General features: G+C 66.2%; 14 protein-coding genes. 5 read left to right on the forward strand and 9 right to left on the reverse strand.

Features of this window, described 5'->3' with window-relative positions; genetic code table 11:
• Positions 1–59 precede the first annotated feature (59 nt).
• Entirely contained in the window at positions 60–716 is a 657-nt protein-coding gene (locus ACFW0H_RS22615; protein ID WP_422916091.1) for a DUF3313 domain-containing protein, read from the reverse strand.
• A gap of 228 nt (positions 717–944) precedes the next feature.
• Positions 945–2,033, reverse strand: a complete 1,089-nt coding sequence (sfnG, locus tag ACFW0H_RS22620; protein ID WP_422916092.1) for a dimethylsulfone monooxygenase SfnG — start codon at positions 2,031–2,033, stop codon at positions 945–947.
• Positions 2,034–2,372: 339 nt separating this feature from the next.
• On the opposite strand from sfnG, the gene ACFW0H_RS22625 reads away from it, so the two are divergent.
• Positions 2,373–3,032, forward strand: coding sequence for a gamma-glutamylcyclotransferase (locus ACFW0H_RS22625; protein ID WP_422916093.1), 660 nt, complete (start codon positions 2,373–2,375; stop codon positions 3,030–3,032).
• A 747-nt stretch (positions 3,033–3,779) separates the two neighbouring features.
• On the opposite strand, the gene nirD is transcribed toward ACFW0H_RS22625, so the two are convergent.
• Both nirD and nirB read right to left on the reverse strand, forming a co-directional pair.
• Positions 3,780–4,148 (reverse strand): nitrite reductase small subunit NirD, encoded by a 369-nt coding sequence (gene nirD / locus ACFW0H_RS22630; protein WP_422916094.1) that lies wholly within the window; start codon positions 4,146–4,148, stop codon positions 3,780–3,782.
• Entirely contained in the window at positions 4,148–6,709 is a 2,562-nt protein-coding gene (gene nirB, locus ACFW0H_RS22635) for a nitrite reductase large subunit NirB (protein ID WP_422916095.1), read from the reverse strand. Before nirB ends, nirD begins: the two co-directional genes overlap by 1 nt.
• A gap of 803 nt (positions 6,710–7,512) precedes the next feature.
• Between nirB and ACFW0H_RS22640 the strand changes: the two genes are divergently transcribed.
• Positions 7,513–11,649, forward strand: coding sequence for a sulfite reductase subunit alpha (locus ACFW0H_RS22640; RefSeq protein WP_422916096.1), 4,137 nt, complete (start codon positions 7,513–7,515; stop codon positions 11,647–11,649).
• 39 nt (positions 11,650–11,688) lie between these two features.
• Here the strand turns inward: ACFW0H_RS22640 and ACFW0H_RS22645 are convergent, their stop codons facing one another.
• Positions 11,689–12,150, reverse strand: coding sequence for a MarR family winged helix-turn-helix transcriptional regulator (locus tag ACFW0H_RS22645; protein WP_422916097.1), 462 nt, complete (start codon positions 12,148–12,150; stop codon positions 11,689–11,691).
• Positions 12,151–12,454: 304 nt separating this feature from the next.
• Here ACFW0H_RS22645 and ACFW0H_RS22650 point away from each other — a divergent pair, with 304 nt between their 5' ends.
• On the forward strand, positions 12,455–12,901 hold the full coding sequence (locus ACFW0H_RS22650) for an Ohr family peroxiredoxin (protein ID WP_422916098.1): 447 nt from the start codon (positions 12,455–12,457) through the stop codon (positions 12,899–12,901).
• Positions 12,902–13,031: 130 nt separating this feature from the next.
• Here the strand turns inward: ACFW0H_RS22650 and ACFW0H_RS22655 are convergent, their stop codons facing one another.
• Positions 13,032–14,231: a multidrug effflux MFS transporter gene (locus ACFW0H_RS22655; protein ID WP_422916099.1), complete on the reverse strand. Its 1,200-nt coding sequence runs from the start codon at positions 14,229–14,231 to the stop codon at positions 13,032–13,034.
• Positions 14,228–14,368 carry a hypothetical protein gene (locus ACFW0H_RS22660; protein ID WP_422916100.1) on the reverse strand — a complete coding sequence of 47 codons (141 nt, stop codon included), beginning with the start codon at positions 14,366–14,368 and terminating at the stop codon, positions 14,228–14,230. The genes ACFW0H_RS22655 and ACFW0H_RS22660 overlap by 4 nt, the downstream gene beginning before the upstream one ends.
• A gap of 144 nt (positions 14,369–14,512) precedes the next feature.
• On the opposite strand from ACFW0H_RS22660, the gene ACFW0H_RS22665 reads away from it, so the two are divergent.
• Both ACFW0H_RS22665 and ACFW0H_RS22670 read left to right on the forward strand, forming a co-directional pair.
• Positions 14,513–15,610, forward strand: a complete 1,098-nt coding sequence (locus ACFW0H_RS22665; protein ID WP_422916101.1) for an efflux RND transporter periplasmic adaptor subunit — start codon at positions 14,513–14,515, stop codon at positions 15,608–15,610.
• 1 nt (position 15,611) lies between these two features.
• The gene (locus ACFW0H_RS22670; RefSeq protein WP_422916102.1) at positions 15,612–18,689 is read left to right on the forward strand and encodes an efflux RND transporter permease subunit; all 3,078 of its coding nucleotides are present in this window, start codon (positions 15,612–15,614) and stop codon (positions 18,687–18,689) included.
• Between the two features lie 135 nt (positions 18,690–18,824).
• On the opposite strand, the gene ACFW0H_RS22675 is transcribed toward ACFW0H_RS22670, so the two are convergent.
• A complete protein-coding gene (locus ACFW0H_RS22675; RefSeq protein WP_422916103.1) occupies positions 18,825–19,562 on the reverse strand; it encodes a DUF899 domain-containing protein in 738 nt (245 codons plus the stop codon).
• 107 nt (positions 19,563–19,669) lie between these two features.
• Complete coding sequence (locus ACFW0H_RS22680) at positions 19,670–20,683, reverse strand: AraC family transcriptional regulator (RefSeq protein WP_422916104.1); 1,014 nt, start codon at positions 20,681–20,683, stop codon at positions 19,670–19,672.
• Positions 20,684–21,108 lie beyond the last annotated feature (425 nt).

The raw sequence follows: 21,108 nt of genomic DNA on the forward strand, positions 1-21,108 counted from the left end.
CGATGCCCGCCTGCTGGCGGGCACCGGTGCCGACTCGTCGCTCGATCGAAGGAGGCCCGTCAGGGCCGGAAATCACGCGCGTCCCGTGCCCAGTCATCGAGCAGGGGCTTGAGGTCATCCAGGACCAGCGGCGTCTTGCGGTTCTCCAGGTTCAATCCCTGGCCCTTGCGCACCATCCTCACCACGGGCTTGCCGCTGGCGGCGTCCACGGCCTCCAGCTCGGCGTAGATGGTCACTTCCTGGTCGCGGGTGCCGGCTGCCGTGGTTGCGGCGGCGGCCAGCAAGGCGATCGGAATGACCTCGTAGGCCTTCAGGTGTTCGGTCGAAACGGCCACCGCGGAGATGGCCGGGCGCAGCACCAGGGTGTCCGCCTCCGGTTCACCCACCAGGCGCAGTTCGCCCACCAGTTCGCGCTGCAGCGCCAGGCGCATGTAGGTAGCGATCTGGTCCAGGGTCTGCTGGCTCAACTGGTCGCTAGAGGGCTGGGCGGGGTGGAAGACCGGCTTCTCCACCAGCAGCGAGCCGTAGCGCTGCGGGTCGAAGTCCGCTGCCGTCCAGCGCAGCACCGGCTTGCCGCTGGCGGACCTGGTTTCTTCGAGCTGCGAGTAATCCGCCAGAAAGCCTGAATACTGCTCGGGCTGGGTGACCTTGCTGGAACAACCACTGCCGAACAGGACCAACCCTGCCAACGCGAATCCGAAAAGCGGTTTCACCATGAAAGACTCCGGGACTGTCGGGGCGGGCCCTGCAGCGGCTCCGCCCCCAACTGAATGGCGGCCAAGCCTATGGACAGCCACTTTTCTCGACTTCGCATTTCACGACAAAAAATTCGCATTTCATGACAGCGTGACGGAGTTCCTTGCAACAAAACTTGTCGATCTGCTTGGAGGTCTCCGCGCCGGCGAGGCGGGCTCATACGCACGAGAACCCGCCTCACGAGTGGTTCAGGCCGCCTCCGCCACTCGCCGCGCTTCCAATTCGCGCACCAGCGGCAACACCTTCTCGCCGAAGTAGGCCACCTCCTCCTGGAAGTGCAGGAAGCCGCTTAGCACCAGGTCCACCCCGGCCGCCTTGAGGGCGACGATGCGTTCGGCGATCTGCTGCGGGGTGCCGATCAGATTGGTCTTGAAGCCATCGTTGTACTGCACCAGGTCGGCGAAGCTCGACTTGGCCCAGTTGCCTTCGCCCTCCGGGCTGGCCCTGCCGGCCTGCCGGGCGGCATCGCCGAAGGCGTTCACCGCTTCCGGATCGGCCTTGACGATGATCTCCTCCAGTACCGCGCGAGCTTCTTCCTCGGTGTCGCGGGCAATGATGAAGGCATTCACGCCAATTTTGACCGAATGTCCGTTGGCGGCGGCCTTGGCACGGATGTCGTCCACCTGGGCCTTGATGCCCTCGACCGAATTGCCATTGGTGAAGTACCAGTCCGACACGCGCGCTGCCATGTCCCGCGCGGCGCGGGAGCTGCCACCCTGGAAGATTTCCGGGTGTGGCTGCTGCAGCGGCTTGGGTTTGAGGCTGTAGTCGCGCAAGCGATAGAAGTCGCCACTGAAGCTGAAGTTGTCGGTGGTCCAGATCCCTTTCAGCGCACGGATGAACTCCTCCGAACGGCGATAGCGCTCGTCGTGTTCCAGCCAGTGTTCGCCGATGGCGGTGAACTCGCCCTTGAACCAGCCGGACACGATGTTCACCGCGATGCGACCGCCGGTGAGCTGGTCGATGGTCGCCAGTTGCTTGGCCGCCAGGACCGGATTCCAGGGACCGGGGAGAATCGCGGCAATCACCTTGAGGCTGCTGGTGGCGCCCAGCAGCGCATGACTGAAGGCCACCGACTCATGCTGGTACTCGGCGCCGTAGCCGGCGGTGAAGCGGATCTGCGTCAGGGCGTACTCGAAGCCGGAACGCTCGGCGATCTGCGCCAGCTTGCGGTTGTAGTCGATGTCCCAGCTGGTGCGCTGTTCGATCTTGCTGACGACCAGGCCGCCGCTGACGTTGGGTACCCAATAGGCGAACTTGATGGGGGCTTGGCTCATACATGTCTCCGAGGTTGCGGGCAATGGAAAGGAGCGGCGTTCACGCCTCGCAAGCCTTGGAGCAGCATCTGTACCAACCCACAAAAACCCATGAATATCAGTAAGTTATTCAATAATTTCGAATGCTGGCGTGGGCCCCTGGGGCAGCAACTTGTTGAAGGACTGTTGCCGAGGCAACAGCAGCGCCCCGGCCAACTGTCGATCTGCGCACAGCCCACCGACACCTTGGCCGGCGCGAGCCGGGCCATCGCCGGCGCAATTCGACGAACGCCAGTACGCGGCCGGTGCTACAACTGGTAAAACTGTCCGCGTAGTCGTTGAGGAGCCTGACTTCAAGCAATGCATGGCCCTGATCCCGCGCTCCAGAACCTGTCGTACCCGCCCCTGCTCGAGCAGCCGGTAAAGCTCGCCCGCGCCGAACTGCTCGCCTCCCTGGAAAACACCATGGCCCGCCATCAGGGCGGTGCGGTCTGGTTGTTCGCCTACGGTTCGCTGATCTGGCGGCCGGAATGCCCAACGGTGGAAACCCGCCGTGCGCGCATCCATGGCTACCACCGTGGGCTCTACCTCTGGTCGCAGATTCATCGCGGCACCCCGGAGACACCGGGCCTGGTGCTCGGGCTGGACCGCGGCGGCTCCTGCGCTGGCTTCGCCTACCGGCTGCCGGACGAACAACTGGAAGAACACCTCTTCGCCCTCTGGCAACGGGAAATGCCCGACGCCGCCTATCAACCGAAGTGGCTCAACTGCCAGTTGGAACACGGGCCCAGTGTGCAGGCACTGGGCTTCGTGCTGCGGCGCGATATCGCCTGCTACGCCGGCACCCTGCCGGACCACGTGCTGCGCCAGGTCTTCGACAACGCCAGCGGCCACTACGGCAGCACCCGCGACTATGTGGAGAAGACGGCCCGCACCCTGCGCGCCCACGCCATGCCCGACCGCAGGCTGGAAGAAGTGCTGGTGCGCTGCTGCAAGCAGGGCGCGCTGGATTTCAGTTGAGGATGGCGGACCGTATCCGGCCACCCTTGTAGGGGCGAATTCATTCGCCAAGCAGGCCGAAGGTCTGCCCTGCAAGGCCGCAGGGGGCAGCTGCGCTGCCCTTGGCGAATGAATTGGCTATGTCTGCATTAAGTGTTGCTAGAGCGTCCTGAACCAAGCTGATTATCGAGCGGACGGCGAGTCCCTGTTTCGCCCTCCCGGGCGAGTCCCTTTTCCAATCGTTGAAAAGGAACCAAAAAACTTGCCCCGGCATCCGGCCCCGGCTTCGCCGGGGTTCCCTTGCTCCATCGTTGCTCCGGGGGCCCGGCGTGAGGGGCCATCCATGGCCCCGCACGCCTCTCGCGGCATCCATGCCGCTCGTCCCCCTGCGCAACGATTCCGCTCGGCCTCCTGAAGGGGCGCAGTCGCTGCCCCAGCTCTTCCGCACAGGTTCAGGCACTGATCAGGCAACAGGATTGCTGCGCCCTGTCAGGCGCGAGTCACCCCTCTCCGCTTCAGGGAGAGGGGCCGGGGGAGAGGGAGGTGCCAGGCCGGAGCGGAGACCTGAAAGGCACCTGGGGGCAGCTGCGCTGCCCTTGGCGAATGAATTCGCCCCTACAGGAAAAGCCTGCCTGCTGGGGAGGACCTTGCCCCGGGTGCAGCCCGCTCCCAAATCTCATCCGGTCGACGAAGCAGTCTGCCCTTGTGGGAGCGAGTTCATTCGCGAATGAATTCGCTCCCACAGGCTTCCGATCCCGAATCCGAATCTCAATCCAGCCCGATTTCCACTACTTCCCCCGCGAGGCGCACCGGCCACACCCGCAGCTGCTGCTCCGGGTACTCCAGGCAGCTACCGTCCTCCAGACGGTAGTGCTGCTTGTACAGCGGCGAGGCGATCACCAGGTCGCCGCCGAGATGGCCGACGATGCCGCGGCCGATCACGTTGGCCCGCGCCAGCGGGTCATGGTTCTGCACCGCGAAGAGTTGCTCGCCGGCCTCTCCCGGCAGGTAGAACAGCGCCACCTGGATATTGGTCACCCAGGCCACCACGCCGGAATTGGGCACCAGGTCGGCGCGGTTGCAGACGGCTTGCCAACGGCCCCGGACGTCACTGGATTGCACGCTTGCTTGGTTCATCAGACCACCTCCTCCACCAAAGGAATAAGCTCGGCTTCGTCCGCCCGGAGCGGGCGGATCTGGCCGCGTTCATCGATGAAACGGATATCCGGGTCGCCACGACCGTCGTTGACGAAGGTGCGGAAGCGCTTGAGCTTCTCCGGGTCCTGGATGGCGTTGGCCCACTCGCATTCGTAGCGGTCCACCACCAGTTGCATCTGTGCTTCCAGCTCATCGGCCAGCCCCAGGCTGTCGTCGATGATCACCGCTTTGAGGTAGTCCAGGCCGCCTTCCAGGCTCTCGCGCCAGACCGAGGTGCGCTGCAGCTTGTCGGCGGTGCGGATGTAGAACATCAGGAAGCGGTCGATGTAGCGGATCAGGGTCTCGTCATCGAGGTCGGTGGCGAACAGCTCGGCGTGGCGCGGACGCATGCCGCCGTTGCCGCAGACGTAGAGGTTCCAACCCTTCTCGGTGGCGATCACGCCGACGTCCTTGCTCTGCGCCTCGGCGCACTCGCGGGTGCAGCCGGAGACGGCGAACTTCAGCTTGTGCGGCGAGCGCAGGCCCTTGTAGCGATGCTCGATGTCCAGCGCCATCTTCACGCTGTCCTGCACGCCGTAGCGGCACCAGGTGCTGCCGACGCAGGACTTCACCGTACGGGTGGACTTGCCGTAGGCATGCCCGGTCTCGAAGCCGGCGGCGATCAGCTCGCCCCAGATATCCGGCAGCTCGTGGAGTTGGGCGCCGAACAGGTCGATGCGCTGGCCGCCGGTGATCTTGGTGTAGAGGTTGTACTTCTTCGCCACCTCGCCAATGGCGATCAGGCCTTCCGGGGTGATCTCGCCACCGGGGATGCGCGGCACCACCGAGTAGGTGCCGTTCTTCTGCATGTTGGCCATGAAGGTGTCGTTGGTGTCCTGCAGCGGCACCAGCCACGGGTTCTGGATCGGGCGGTTCCAGCAGGAAGCCAGGATGGAGCCGATGGCCGGCTTGCAGATCTCGCAACCCACGTGGCCACGGCCGTGCTTGGCGAGCATTTCCTCGAAGGTCTCGATGCCTTCCACGCGGACCAGGGCGTAGAGCTCCTGGCGGGTGTAGGCGAAGTGCTCGCAAAGGCTCTTGTCCACGGCCACGCCCCGGGCGGAGAGCTCGTGCTCCACCACCTGCTTGAGCAGCGCCGCGCAACCGCCGCAGCCGGTGGCCGCCCTGGTGCAGGCCTTGACCCCGGCGACATCGGTGCAGCCGCCGTCGATGGCGGAGCAGATCGCGCCCTTGCTGACGTTGTGGCAGGAGCACACGGTGGCGGTGGCCGGCAGCGCATCGGCGCCCAGGGCCGGGGCGCCCTCGCCCGCCGGCAGGATCAGGCTGGCCGGATCGGCCGGCAGCTTGATGCCGTTCTGCACGTATTGCAGCAGGGTGTCGTAGTAGCTGTTGTCGCCCACCAGCACCGCGCCCAGGGCCTGCTTGCCATCGGCGGAGACAACCAGGCGGCGGTAGCTGGAGGTGGCTTCGTCGATGAAGCGGTAGCTGCGCGCGCCCGGCAGTGCGCCGTGGGCATCGCCGATGGAGCCCACGTCCACGCCCAGCAGCTTCAGCTTGGTGGACATGTCGGCGCCGATGAAGGGGTCGGCCTCTTCGCCACACAGCTGCGTGGCGACGCTGCGGGCCATCTGGTAGCCGGGGGCGACCAGGCCGAAGATGCTGCCGTTCCAGGCGGCACATTCGCCGATGGCGTAGATGCTCGCGTCCGAGGTCAGGCACTGGCCGTCGATGGCCACACCGCCACGGGCGCCAAGCTCCAGTCCGCACTGGCGGGCCAGCGCGTCTTGCGGGCGGATGCCGGCGGAAAAGACGATCAGGTCGGTTTCCAGGAAGTCCTCGCCGGCGAAGTTCATCCGATAGCGGTATTGCTCGCCCGCGCTGATGGATTGGGTGGCCTTGGACAGGTGCACGCCGACACCCAGCGCCTCGATCCGCGCCTTCAGCGCCTGGCCGCCCTGGTCGTCCAACTGCACCGGCATCAGGCGCGGGGCGAACTCCACCACATGGGCGTCGAGACCGAGGGACTTCAGCGCGTTGGCCGCTTCCAGGCCCAGCAGGCCACCGCCCACCACCACGCCACGACGGGCATCGGCCGCCGCCGCGCGAATGGTGTCGAGGTCGGCCAGGGTGCGGTAGACCAGGCGCGAGTTGCCCTCGGCGCCTTCGATGGGCGGTACGAAGGGGTAGGAACCGGTGGCCAGCACCAGCTTGTCGTAGGGCACATTGCCCTGGGCGGTGATCACCTCGCGGCGTTCGCGGTCGATCTCCAGCACCGGCACGCCCAGGTGCAGGGTCACGCCCGGAGTCTGGTAGAGGCTGGCTTCACCAAGGGCCAGGGACTCGGCATCGCGACCGCCGAAGTACTCCGACAGGTGCACACGGTCGTATGCGCGCAGCGGCTCTTCGCTGAAGACTTCGATGCGGTAGCGGTCCAGCGCGCCGCGTTCGATCAGTTGCTCGACGCAATGATGGCCGACCATGCCATTGCCGATGACGATCAGCGTTTGCACATCAGGAGTGGAAGCGACGTTGGAGTTCATAGGTAGCACCCGGCCCAAGCCAATCACGTTTTCGGGGGCAAAAAAAAACGCCTGGGACTCAGCCGTCCCAGGCGCCTTTGCCTGTTCATTCATGGGTGTCGCCGGGCCACACTGCCTGACGCACCTGTCAAAACCTATCCACAATCTGCTGCGCGTCGGAATAACTGCGTTGAAAATGGCTTCAGACTGCTCATTTACAACTCGTAAACTCCGCGTCTTCAGCCATTTGATTCGCTGGCGCTCCCCCTTCGGGCCAGCCTGCGGCTGTTACTCCCGTTGGTCGTTGCGCCTTGTTCTTCTCTAGCTCGCGAGATCGTGAACAGGCTTTGGCCCGGGGGAGCGATCGCCATTGATCTGCCGGGCCGCCCTCCGCACTGTTCGCGGTGGGTCTGGACCTGCCTATGCAGTGGCTGTGCCAGTTCCGCGAAAAGGCGCTCGACACGCCTCCCCGATCGACGTCCCGGCGCAGCAGCGGCGCGGCCTGCAGCGATTTGCGCAGGTTTCGTTCGCCGCATCGGAAGCCTTTCTGGCGCCTGCCGAGCCAAGAACCAAAACGGTGCGCCGACACCTGGCGCGCCCCATCCTGAAGCCGGCTCGCCATCCCCGAAAAACACCCGAAAAATTCCCGCAAGCACCGCCACGCAAAGCCTTGAGCGGATTCGCGGCAACTTGGCATGTGCCTTGCGATAGGACCGCCAAGGCAATCAATGCCGATTGCCCTACCCCACGACAAAGGCGCCGTGTCTCCCCCGTTCCGACGGTGGGTGGCATGGCGCTTTTTCGTTTCTGCGCAAGGTCCGGCTATGGCGAACAAGACAGTACGAAGCGTGTGTCCCTATTGCGGCGTCGGTTGCGGCATCGTCATGGAAGTGGCGGACAACCGCGTGATCAAGGTGACCGGCGACAAGGCCCACCCGACCAACTTCGGCCGCCTGTGCACCAAGGGCAACACCTGCGCCAAGCCCCTGGCCGACTCCGGTCGCATGGAACACGCCTACCTGCGCCACGAACGCAGCCGCGACCCGGTGCGCACCGGCATCGACCAGGCCATCCACGACACCGCCAGCCGCCTGCGTGTGCTGCTCGACACCCGGGGCCCGGACGCCATTTCCTTCTATGTGTCCGGGCAGATGTCCCTGGAAGCCCAGTACCTGGCCAACAAGCTGGCCAAAGGTTTCATCCGCACCCGCCATATCGAATCCAACTCGCGGCTGTGCATGGCCAGCGCCGGCAGCGGCTACAAGCTGTCTCTGGGCTCCGACGGCCCGCCCGGCTCCTACCAGGACTTCGACCGCGCCGACCTGTTCCTGGTGACCGGCGCCAACATGGCCGACTGCCACCCGATCCTCTTCCTGCGCATGATGGACAGGGTCAAGGCGGGGGCGAAGCTGATCGTGGTCGACCCACGCCGTACCGCCACTGCCGACAAGGCCAGCCTCTACCTGCCGATCAGGCCGGGCACCGACCTGGCCCTGCTCAACGGCTTGCTGCACCTGCTGCACAAGAACGGCCACACCGACGAGGCTTTCATCAATGCCCATACCCAGGGCTGGGAGGCCATGGAGGATTTCCTCGAGGACTACGGCCCGGAACGGGTCGCCGCCATCACCGGCCTGCCCGAGGCGGATATCCGCAAGGCCGCCCAGTGGATCGGCGAAGCCGGGGAATGGATGAGCTGCTGGACCATGGGCCTGAACCAGAGTACCCACGGCACCTGGAACACCAACGCCCTGTGCAACCTGCACCTGGCCACCGGCGCCATCTGCCGCCCCGGCAGCGGCCCCTTCTCCCTCACCGGCCAGCCCAACGCCATGGGCGGCCGCGAGATGGGCTACATGGGTCCCGGCCTGCCCGGCCAGCGCTCGCTGCTGGTGGAGGCCGACCGCCACTTCATCGAGGACCTCTGGCAACTGCCCCGTGGCCACCTGCGCAGCGACGGCGGCAATGGCACCGTGGCCATGTTCGAGGCCATGGGCGCAGGCGAGATCAAGGCCTGCTGGATCATCTGCACCAACCCGGTGGCCACCGTGCCCAACCGTCGCCAGGCCATCGAAGGCCTCAAGGCCGCCGAACTGGTGATTACCCAGGACGCCTTCCTCGACACCGAGACCAACCACTATGCCGACATCCTCCTGCCCGGCGCCCTCTGGGCCGAGGCCGAAGGTGTGATGATCAACTCCGAGCGCAATCTGACCCTGACGCAAAAGGCCGTGGATGCCCCCGGGGACAGCCTGCCGGACTGGCAGATCATCGCCCGCGTCGCCTGTGCCATGGGCTTCGCCGAGGCCTTCAGCTATGCAAGCGCCGCCGAAGTGTTCGAAGAGATCAAGCTGGCCTGGAACCCGAAGACCGGCTACGACATCCGTGGCGCCAGTTTCGACCTGCTGCGCCAAGGCCCGATGCAGTGGCCCTGCGCGCCGGGCAGCGAGGCCAACGCACGTAACCCGGTCCGCTACCTCAACGACGGCGTCAGCCAGGCGCCGAAGCTGGATGCCGACGGCAACCGCCCGGCCATCGCCTTCGCCACCGAGCACGGCAAGGGCCTGTTCTTCCCCCGTCCGCACATGGACCCGGCGGACATGCCGGATGACGCCTTCCCCCTGGTGCTCAACACCGGCCGCGTGCAGCACCAGTGGCACACCCTGACCAAGACCGGCAAGGTGGCCACCCTGAACAAGCTCAACCCCGGCCCCTTCGTGGAAATCCACCCGGTGGATGCCGAGCGCCTCGGCATCGCCGACAAGGGCCAGGTGGAAGTGCGCTCGCGCCGCGGCCGCGCGGTGCTGCCGGCGCTGGTCACTGACCGTGTGCGGCCGGGCAACTGCTTCGCGCCCTTCCACTGGAACGACCGCTATGGCGAGGACCTGGCGATCAACGCCGTCACCAGCGACGCCATCGACCCCATTTCGCTGCAGCCGGAATTCAAGCACAGCGCCGTCGCCCTGGCGCCCGTCGCTCCGGCCAGCCCCGAGCTCATCCCCTTGGTAGAAGTCGAGACGGCCACGGCCAGCGCCGCGACCGGCTCTTCGGAGGAACTCGCCGACATGCCGATCAATGCCTTCGCCCGCCTGCTGAACCTCGACGCCAGCGCCGATGTCAGCCTGGCCCCCACCGAACAGCGCTACCTGCAGGGCTACCTGCTCGGCCTGCGCAGCGAGGAAAGCCGCAAGCTGGGCGGTGTGCCCACCCTGCCGGCCAGCGCGCCCCTGGCGCCCGACACCCGCCTGCTGCTGGACGGCATCCTCGCCGGCCTGTTTTCCCGCAGCTGGGAGGCCCCGGCTGAGCCAGCTCCGGTCCCCGCGCCGCAGAAACCGCTGCTGGTGCTCTGGTGTTCCCAGACCGGCAATGCGGAGACCTTCGCCAACCTCTGCGCCGAGTCGCTCAAGGCCGAGGGCCGCGCCGCGACGGTGCGCTCGATGGACGCCATCCAGCCCGCTGAACTGGCCGGCGCCGGTACCGCCCTGCTGATCGCCAGCACCTTCGGCGACGGTGATCCCTCCGACAATGGCACCACCCTGTGGAGCGCCCTGTCGGCTGACGGCGCCCCCTCCCTCGCCGGCCTGGACTTCGCCGTGCTGGCCATGGGGGATTCCAACTACGACCAGTTCTGCGGCTTCGGCCGCAAGCTGGACGCCCGCCTGGAGGAACTCGGCGCGCGGCGCCTGGCCCCGCGGGTGGACTGCGAACCGGACTACGAGGAACCGGCGCGCGTCTGGCTGGCCGCCGTAGCTCACGCCCTGGCCGGTGCCACCCCGGCGCAGCCGGTGCCCGAGCTGGCGGGCGTGGAGGCCGAACCCGAAGTCGAAGCCGCCGTCCCCACCAATTACAGCCGCCAACGTCCCCTACTCAGCCGCCTGCTGCACAACCGCGTGCTGAATGCGCCGGACTCGGCGAAGGAAACCCGGCAGGTGGTGCTGGACCTCAAAGGCAGCGGCCTCACCTACCAGGCCGGCGACGCGCTGGGCGTATGGCCGAGCAACTGTCCGGCGCTGGTGCACGAGGTCCTGGCCGCCCTGAACCTCGATGGCGCGCAATCAGTGGCGATGAAGGACCAGGGCACCCTGCCCCTGGCGACTGCCCTGGGGCGGCACTTCGAAATCGCCAGGATCACGCCCGAGCTGCTGCGCCTGGTCGCCGAACGGTCGGGCAGCGAGGAATTGGCGCGTCTGCTGGAGCCCGCGAACAAGGCCGAACTGGACGACTGGCTCTGGGGCCGGCAACTGGCCGACCTGCTGCGCGCCTTCCCCATCCAGGCCAGCGCGGACGAACTGCTGGGGCGGCTCAAACGCCTGCAGCCACGCCTCTACTCCATTGCCTCCAGCTCCCTGGCCACCCCGGATGAAGTGCACCTGACGGTGTCCACCGTGCGCTACCAGTGCGACGACCGCGCACGGGGCGGCGTCTGCTCGGCCTTCCTCGCCGACCGCGCGGGCCAGGGCGAGGTGCCCATCTTCATCCAGAAGTCCGCCCACTTCCGCGTCCCGGCCAACCCCGAGCGGCCGATCATCATGGTCGGCCCCGGCACCGGCATCGCGCCCTTCCGCGCCTTCCTCCAGGAACGCCAGGCCTCGGGTGCCAAGGGCCGCAACTGGCTGTTCTTCGGCGAACAACGGGAGGCCTCGGACTTCTACTACCGCGAGGAACTGGAAGCCTGGCAGGCCTGCGGCCACCTGCAGCGCCTGGACACCGCCTTCTCCCGCGACCAGCAAGAGAAGGTCTACGTGCAGCAGCGCATGGTCGAACAGGGCGCCGAGCTCTGGCGCTGGCTGGAGGACGGTGCGCACTTCTACGTCTGCGGCGACGCCAGCCGCATGGCCAGGGATGTGGACGCGGCACTCAAGGCCGTGGTGCGCGAGCATGGCGGCCTCAGCGCCGCGGAGGCGGAGGCCTATGTCGGGGCGATGAGCAGGGACAAGCGCTACGTGCGGGACGTGTATTGAAAGCGCTCCCGAGCGCTTTCACCAACACATCCGTCCCGTTCAGTCCTCGTCGCGTGCGAATTTCAGCAGGCTGCCGCGCAGCGCGACTATCTCCTTCTGCAGCCTGGAGAACTCCCGGGAACTCAGGCCGCAGGCGTCCTTCAGGTTGAAGTCGAAGGCCCGTTCGCGCAGCCGCCGCCCGCTAGCGGTCAGGTGGACCCTCACCTGGCGCTCGTCGGCCGGGTCGCGCTTGCGTTGGACATGGCCCATGGCCTCGAGCTTCTTGAGGATCGGCGTGAGGGTGTTGGATTCGAGGAAGAGCTTTTCGCCGAGGCCGCTGACGGTCTGGTTGTCCTCTTCCCAGAGCGCGACGACGGTGACGTACTGGGTGTAGGTGAGGCCGAGCGCTTCCAGGACCGGCCTGTAGACCTTGCCGAAGGCCAGGTTGGTCGAGTAGACCGCAAAGCACAGGAAATCGGCCAGCTTCACGTCCGAGGGGGCGTCCTGCTCGTTGGTTTTCATCTGTCTTCCTCTCGTTGGCACCAGGCCAGGTCGGGTGAAGGCCAGATCTTACATCGCATGCGACTTTTTCGGTACCGCTGGAATTGCCAGGGACAAACCGCCCGAGAAGCATCCTTGATGGCGATGTCGTGTCGGAGCATTTTTATCGTACGCGATCAAATCTAACGCGACCATTTGTCGGATGCCCGGGACGAAGTCGAATGACACGCCTTGACATCCAGAAGCGGCAGCTTCAGTCTTAATACATCGCATACGATTTAATCTCTAGCGATACAAACCAAGCCCAAGCAATGAGGAAATCACCATGACCAAGATCGACAAAGTCCTGTTCACCGGCAAGACCCACACCACCCTCAGCCGCCGTGATGGCGCCACCCGTGCAGCCCATGGCAGCCTGGACCTCAAGCTGTCCGGCAGCGACGGCCAGGAGCAGGTGCTGAGCGCCGTCCAGTCGCACCCGACGGCAGAGCGGCTGTTCGCGGGTGCCTGGTCGTCCTGCTACATCGCCGCCATCGGCCTGGTGGCCGCACAGATGAAGGTGACGCTGCCAGCCGACCTGGCCGTGGAGATCGAGGTGGACCTGGGCCAGACCGGGGCCGAGTGGTTCCTCCAGGCCCGGCTCAATGTCCACGCGCCAGGCCTGGCGCAGGACGTCGCCGAGAAACTCGCCCACGCCGCCGATGAAGTCTGCCCCTACTCCAAGGCCACACGCGGCAATATCGAGGTCGCCATCAACGTGTTCACCGCATGATGCACCGCGCACCGGTTCGGCCTGGCCAGTCCCGGCCGAACCAGGTGCCGGCGGGAAAGGGACTTCCCTCTTGTAGGGGGCGCCGCGCGCACCAGCATCCATGCCCGGGCCTGACACCGGGTCCGCCCTCTCACCCCGCCGCTGATACAGCCGCGCCACGCGCCTTGCGGGTCATCAGGCTGAAGGCACTGAAGGCCCCCACGGCGAACAATGCCTGCACGCCGATCATCGGCCAGGCGCTGCCGTCCTGCAGGGCGCCGAGCAGCAGGCCGCTGCAGGTGGCGCCGAGCATCTGGGCAAAGCCCATCAGGCCGGCGGCGAGGCCCGCGCGGTGGGCGTTGGGCATGACCACGCCGGCCACCGAAGCCGGGATCAGCATGCCGCCACCCAGGGTAACCAGCACCTGCGGCAGCGAGAGGCCGAGTACCGACAAGCCCAGGCTGGCATGCACCAGCAAGGTGGTGACGGCGCCGGTCGCCACCAGGCTGACGCCGATGCCGACGATGCGCTGCGGCCCCAACTGCGTGATCTTCCGCCGGGTGAACAGCGCTCCGCCGATCAGGCCGGAAATGGTGGCACCGAAGGCCAGCCCGTACTCGGCGGAACTCAGTCCCAGCAGGCCGATGTAAACCGCAGACGATCCCGCGACCACGGCGAACATCGCGCCGTAGGTGCCTGCCAAGGTCAGGGCCAGGGCGCGGCTGGAGCGTTGCTTGAGCAGGTCGAAGTAATCCCGCGCCAGGGTCGCCGGATGGCCGGCCTTGGGATCGAGGCTGGGGTTGGACTCACGGTAGAAAACCAGCACCGTCAGCAGTGCACAGCTACCGATGGTCAGCGAAGCGAGGATCGGCGCGTGCCAGCCGCCCCACTGGGTCAGCAGACCACCCACCATGGGCGCCAGGGCGATGGCGCTGAGCATGCCGATCACCGTCATGGCAAGCGCCGGCGCCGCCTGGGCCTTCCACACATCCCGCACGATGGCCCGCGCCAGCACCAGCGCTGTGCAGGCACCGAACCCCTGGACCGCACGCCCGATAATGAAGTCACTCATGCTGTCGGCCAGCAGCATCCAGGCCGTGGCGGCGAGGTAGAGGCTGAGCCCGCCGATCAGCACCGGCCGGCGGCCGACCCGGTCCGACAGCGGTCCCAATAGCAGCTGCCCCACGCCGAAGGCGGCGACGAACACCGACAGGGCGGCCAGACTCGCACCATGGACGGCGCCCAGGCCCTGCTCGATGCGGCCCAGGGCAGGAATGATCAATTGGGTGGAGATTTCCCCCAGGGCAGTCAGCACCATCAGGATCACCAACAGCAGGCGCGACGGGTTCATGACTGCGCTCCTTCTTCTTTGTCGTCCAGCGCCAGGGCCATCAGCTGCCATTCCAGGGCCTGCCAGTCGTCGCTGCTGACGCCGGACGACGCCCCGCAAACCGTTTCGCACTTCTCTACCTGCTGTTCATTGCTCATCACACATACCTCCGTTGGTCGCTTCGCCCTTGGGCTGACGATTTAAATGACGAGTGACATATATACGCGAAATTAAATTATGCCTATCATATTTTCGACCCGCGGTATCCCCGCACTGTTGCTGCCGCCCCCGAGGATCGCTCCATGAACCGCCCGCACCTTGCCCTGCTTGCCCTGATCCCCACCGCCCTGCTGACCCTGAGCGGTTGCAACAGCCAGGCCGACACCACGGTCACCGCGCCCCAGCCACGCGCCGTGCTGGTGGCCGAAGTGCAGGCCGCTTCCCAGCAGGACGCCCTCTATACCGGCGTGGTGGCAGCCCGCACCGCCAGCGACCTGGGCTTTCGCGTCGGCGGCAAGGTGATCGCCCGCAAGGTGGACCCGGGTACCCGCGTCAAGCGCGGCGATGTGCTGCTGGTGCTGGACAACACCGACTTCGAACTGGCCCTGCGCACCGCACGCAACCGCGTCACCGCCGCCGAAGCCGAGCTGCGCCAGGCCCGCGACGACGAAGCCCGCTACCGCCGCCTGACCGGCACCGGCGCGGTGTCCCGGCAGATCTACGATCAGGCCAACACACGCCTGCGGGTGGCCCAGGCCGAGCAGGCCGCCGCCACCTCGGAAGCGGCCCAGGTGGAAAACCGCCGCGCCTACTCCACCCTCACGGCCGACGCGGATGGCGTAATCACCGACGTCCGGGTGGATCGCGGCCAGGTGGTCGCCGAAGGGCAGATCGTCGCCAGCCTGGCCCACAACGGTGCCCGCGAAGCGGTGATCGACATCCCGGAAACCCAGCGCACCCTGGCCAGCCAACCCGCCCGCGCCTATCCCTACGGCGCCACCGGCGAAGCGGTGCCCGCCACCCTGCGCGAACTCTCCGCGGCGGCGGATGCCACTACCCGCACCTTCCGCGCCCGCTACACCCTGGGCGGCGACTCGAACGCCCTGGCCATCGGCTCCACCATCACCCTGCGTCTGGATGGCGCGGCCCACCAGCAACTGGTACGCGTGCCCCTTGGCGCCCTGCACGACAAGGGCCAGGGCACGGGCGTCTGGGTCATCGGGACGGACGGCAAGGTGCAGCTGCGCCCGGTGCGCGTGGTGCGCCTGGAGCAGGAAGAAGCGGTTCTGGAAGGCGGCGTCCAGCCCGGCGAGCGCATCGTCGCCCTGGGCGCCCATCTGCTGAATGCGGGCGACAGCGTCCGTGAACTGCCGGCCCCGTCGTTGGCCCTGGAGCGCTGAGATGAGCCGTTTCAACCTCTCCGCCTTCGCGGTACACAACCCGGCGGTCACCCTCTTCCTGATCATCGCCACCCTGGTCGCCGGAGCCATCGCCTTCAGCAAGCTGGGCCGCGCGGAGGACCCGTCCTTCACGGTGAAGACCATGACCGTCACCGCCGCCTGGCCGGGCGCCACCGCGCGGGAAATGCAGGAGCAGGTGGCCGACCGCCTGGAGAAGCGCCTGCAGGAGCTGGACCTCTACGACCGGGTGGAGACCATCGCACAGCCCGGCTTCGTCTCGATGAAGATCCAGTACCTCGACTCCACCCGCCCGAAGGACATCCAGGAACTCTTCTACCAAACCCGCAAGAAGCTCTCCGACGAGGCCAATCGCCTGCCCCAGGGCGTGATCGGCCCCTTCTTCAACGACGAGTACAACGACGTCTACTTCGCCCTCTATGCCCTGAAAGCCGAGCAACTGCCGCACCGCCAACTGGTGCAGATGGCCGAAGACCTGCGCCAGAGCCTGCTGCTCCTGCCCGGGGCGAAGAAGGTCAACATCCTCGGTGAACAGGCCCAGCGCATCTTCGTCGAGTTCTCCTACGAACGCCTGGCCACCCTGGGCATCAAGCCCGAGCAGATCTTCGAAGCCCTGGCCAAGCAGAACGGCGTGGCCCCGTCCGGCTTCGTCGAGACCGCCGGCCCGCGCGCCTACATCCGCATGGATGGCGCCTTCGACAGCCTGAAGCTGATCGAGAACGTGCCGATCAACGCCAACGGCAAGCTGCTGCGCATCGCCGATGTGGCCACCGTGAAGCGCGGCTACGAAGACCCGCCCACCTACCGCATCCGCCACCAGGGCGAACCGGCGCTGATGCTCGGTGTGATCATGGACTCGCACTTCAACGGCCTGGAGCTGGACAAGTCCCTCAAGGCCGAGGAAGACCGCATCCACGCCGAACTGCCGCTGGGCGTGAAGTTCGACAAGGTGTCCGACCAGGCCGAGAAGATCCGCCTGGCGGTGGGCGAATTCATGATCAAGTTCTTCGTTGCGCTCGGCGTGGTGATGCTGATCAGCCTGCTGGCCCTGGGCTTCCGCGTCGGCCTGGTGGTGGCCGCTGCCGTACCGCTGACCCTGGCCATCGTTTTCGTGATCATGCTGATGACCGGCCGCGAGTTCGACCGCATCACCCTCGGCGCGCTGATCCTCTCCCTGGGCCTGCTGGTGGACGACGCCATCATCGCCATCGAAATGATGGTGGTGAAACTGGAGGAAGGCCTCGACCGCCTGCAGGCTGCCACCTTTGCCTGGACCTCCACCGCCGCGCCCATGCTGACCGGCACCCTGGTGACGGTGATCGGCTTCCTGCCGGTGGGTTTTGCCAAGTCCAGCGCCGGGGAATACGCCGGCAACATCTTCTGGATCGTCGGCTTCGCCCTGCTCGCCTCCTGGGTGGTGGCGGTGTTCTTCACGCCGTACCTCGGGGTAAAGCTGCTGCCGAAGATCCAGCCGGTGGCCGGCGGCCATGAAGCCCTCTACGCCACCCGCCTCTACCAGCGCCTGCGCGCCCTGGTGACCTGGTGCGTGAACCACCGCAAGTTGGTCACTGCCCTGGTGGTGCTGGCCTTCGTCGCCAGCGTCCTGGGCATGAGTGTGGTGAAGAAGCAGTTCTTCCCCAATTCCGACCGCTCGGAGCTGCTGGTGGAGATCTACCTGCCGCCGGGCAGCGCCTTCAAGGCCACCGAGTCCGTGGTCGCCCAGGTGGAGAAAGCCCTGCTGGAAGAACCCCAGACCAAACTGGTGGATGCCTACGTGGGCGGCGGCGCGCCGCGCTTCTTCCTCTCCCTGAACCCCGAGCTGCCCGATCCGGCCTTCGCCAAGATCATCGTGCAAACCGCCGACTCCAAGGCTCGTGACGCCCTCAGGGCACGCATGCAGGAGCGCATCGCCGCCGGTGAATTCCCCTCGGCCCGAGTACGTGTGACCCAGTTGGTGTTCGGCCCGCCGGTGCCCTTCCCGGTGGTGTTCCGCGTCTCCGGCCCGAACCTCGACCAGCTGCGGCAGATCAGCGAAGAGGTACGCCAGGTAGTAGCCGCCAACGCCATGACCCGTGACACCTTCGTCGATTGGGGCGAACGCAGCAGCAGCTATCGCCTGGTGCTGGACCAGGACCGCCTGCGCCTGCTCGGTTTCACCCCCAATGAGGTGAAGAGCCAGCTCAACGCCCTGCTGACCGGCAACCCGGTGACCGAAGTGCGCGAAGGCACCCGCACCGTGGCGGTGATGGTGCGTGCGCTGAATGCCCAACGGGAGAACCTTGGCGGCATCGAGGGACTGACCATCACCAATGCCGCCGGCGTTTCGGTGCCGCTGGAACAGGTCGGCCGCTTCCAGCCGGTGATGGAGGAACCGATCCTCAAGCGCCGCGACCGCGCGCTGACCTTCGAAGTACGCGCAGACATCATCAAGGGCACCCAGCCGCCGGATGTGGAAAAGGCCGTCTACGCCGACCTGCAACCACTGATCGCCAAGCTGCCGGCGGGCTACAAGGTGACCATCGGCGGCCCGGTGGAGGAAAGCGCCAAGGCCAACAAGGCACTGGCCGTGCTGTTCCCGGTGATGATCCTGCTGACGCTGGTGACGATCATGTTCCAGGTGCGCTCCTTCGCCCTGATGTTCATGGTCTTCGCCACCGCGCCGCTCGGCCTGATCGGCGCGGTGCCGGCCCTGCTGCTGTTCGGCCAGCCCTTCGGCTTCAACGCCATCCTGGCGCTGATCGGCATCGGCGGCATCCTGATGCGCAACACCCTGATCTTCACCGACCAGATCGAGCAGGAGCAGGCCCACGGCCGCCCCCTGCGCGAGGCCATCATCGAAGCCACGGTGCGCCGCGCCCGCCCGGTGCTGCTCACCGCCCTGGCCGCCGCGCTGGCCTTCATCCCGCTGACCTTCTCGGTGTTCTGGTCATCCCTGGCCTATGTGCTGATCGGCGGGGTGCTGGTGGGCACGGTCCTGACCCTGCTGTTCCTGCCGGCGCTGTGTGCGTTGGTGTTGCGGGAAAGGAAACCAGTGGTGGAGGCGGAGGTTGCCGTGGCATGAATTGGCGGGGCTAATCCTGTAGGGGCGAATTCATTCGCCAAGGGCAGCGCAGCTGCCCCCCGGGGACTTGCAGGGCAGACCTGCGGCCTGCTTGGCGAATGAATTCGCCCCCACAATGAAAAGCCCCACAGGGCGCTATTCTGCGCAACAGCCGTGCGGCTTCGCCGGCTCTTCCGCATACCGGTCGTGATAGGTCATCCAATCCATGATCTCCTTCTCGTCCCGCCCCTTGGGCAGCAGGTCGAGGAAATTGTAGGCGCCCACCAGCAGGTCCAGCCCGCGTGCGTAGGTGGAATAGGTGTGGAAGATCTCCCCGGCCTGATTGCGATAGAAGACGCTGAGGCCGGGCATGTCCTCGCCGGGGTCATTGCTGGTGCCGTAGTTGTAGGTCGCGGTGCCGGCGGCGATGGCCTCGGGGCGGGCGGCCACGCCGAAGTCGTAGTTGAAGCTGCTGCCATGGGACGACACCCACTTGAAGTTCCAGCCCATGCGCTTGCGGAAGGCCTGGAACTCCTGCAGGGGCGCCCGCGACACGCAGAGCAGGGTCACATCGTGGTGCTTGAGGTGCTGATTGGGGCCGTCGATATGGTCGGCGAGGAAGGAGCAGCCGGGGCAGCCCTCCTGCCAGCCAGGGCCGAACATGAAGTGGTAGATGACCAGGGTGCTGCGCCCCTCGAACAGGTCGGCGAGACTTTCGCGCCCATCCGGCCCGTCGAAGAAGTAAGGGGTGTCGATGCGCACCCAGGGCAGCGCGCGGCGCTCTTCGCTGAGACGGTCGCGCTCGTGGGTGAAGGCCTTCTCCCTGCGCAGCAGCGCCTCGCGGGCCTGCAGCCACTCCTCGCGGGTCACTACGGGGTGATTGTCGATATTCATGGTGCAACCTCCTGAACCTGACGCTGAAAAAGGAACTCGCCTTTCTGGTCGTCACGCATCAGGCGGGTTCGACAGTCCCCGCACGTTTCCCGACAGGCGGCTGCGCCTCAGATCGAGCGCCCGCGCCGCGCCTCCAGGCGCTGGATGGTCATGCTCGGGGTTTCGTCGAAGAGCTTGCGGTACTCGCTGGCGAAGCGGCCGAGGTGATTGAAGCCCCAGCCCATGGCGATCACCGAGATATTCCGCGCACAGCGGTCTTCGAGGAGTTCCTGGCGCACGGCGGTGAGGCGGTGCTTCTTCAGGTAAGCCATGGGCGACTGGCCGAAGTAGCGCTTGAAACCCTCGAACAGCTTGAAGCGCGATATCCCGGCGGCCCGCTCGATGTCCTCCAGGCAGACCTCCTCGCGAGCGTGGGCATGGATGAAGTCGCGGGCCCGTACCAGATAGTGAGGCAGCTTGATCTCCAGGCGGTCCCGCAGTTCCTCGGAGTAGTTGTTCGGCTGGGCGAGGATCAGCCCCTTGATCAGCGCGCTTTCCATGTCGCGGGTGAAGTACAGCTGGCCGTAGAGATCGCGGCTGCGCTCCATTTCGTCGATCAGGTGCCGGGCCATGCGCCACCAGGAGGCGGCAGCGCCCTCCACCGCATCCATTTCGGCCTGGAAGCTCAGGGGCGTCTCCACGCTGCGCTGCAGCAGCTCTTCCAGGGTCTTCTGCATGGCGGCGCGCGGGATGGCCACCTGCAGTTTGTGGCAATCGCCGGCGATGGTCAGTTCCTGATGCTCATGGGGCGAGATGATCACCCCCCAGTCACGGTCCGAGCGCAGCAGGCGTCCGGCCTTGACGAGTTCCTGCTCACCGCTGAGCGGCAGGCTGAGGCTATAGCAATTGAGGTTCATCTCGTCGCCAACGCCAATGGTCACGTCGGTGCCGTACTCGACATGGCCCAGGGTCGTGGCCATCGAGGGCAGCACATTGCCGCTGTGATGGAACTGGATGCGCTCGGGCCTGGGCACCTTGAGCAGGTGAGGCCCGCAGATATTGGACATCCAGGAACGGGCCCCGACCAGGTCATAGCGATCGGCGGAGATGTCTCGAAAGTGGGAGTGGTTCTTCGTACTCATCACGCGGCACCCAACACGGCAATTGGACATGCGCGCTCTAGCGGCGCGTCGACCTGAAAGAAGCAAGCTCCATGCCACGCCCCGGCGTTCCGTCGCAACTCGAAACAAAAGGATAACATTGGCGGATCTTATGGACAGGCGGCCCACGCGGCGGCCCCGCCACCTCTGCTCCAGAGCAGGTCGGCGCCCCATCCCGGGGTCGCCCTGCCACCCCATGGTTCAGGACCGGACGAGCACGGGAAGGCCTCTCCGGAGGGCCTTGCGCTTGCCTCCGGGTCGGGTGCATGGCCAGCAGGCGCCACGGGTGTTACCGCTATCGGCCGCACATCGCCCGAAAGAACAGCCAACCACGATAAGCGGACAGCTTTTGCCAACTTTCCGGATAGCGTACGCCCACTCCTTCTGCTGGCCATCGGAGAAAGCGT

Source organism: Metapseudomonas cellulosilytica (genome assembly GCF_049334135.1).
Classification (GTDB): domain Bacteria; phylum Pseudomonadota; class Gammaproteobacteria; order Pseudomonadales; family Pseudomonadaceae; genus Metapseudomonas.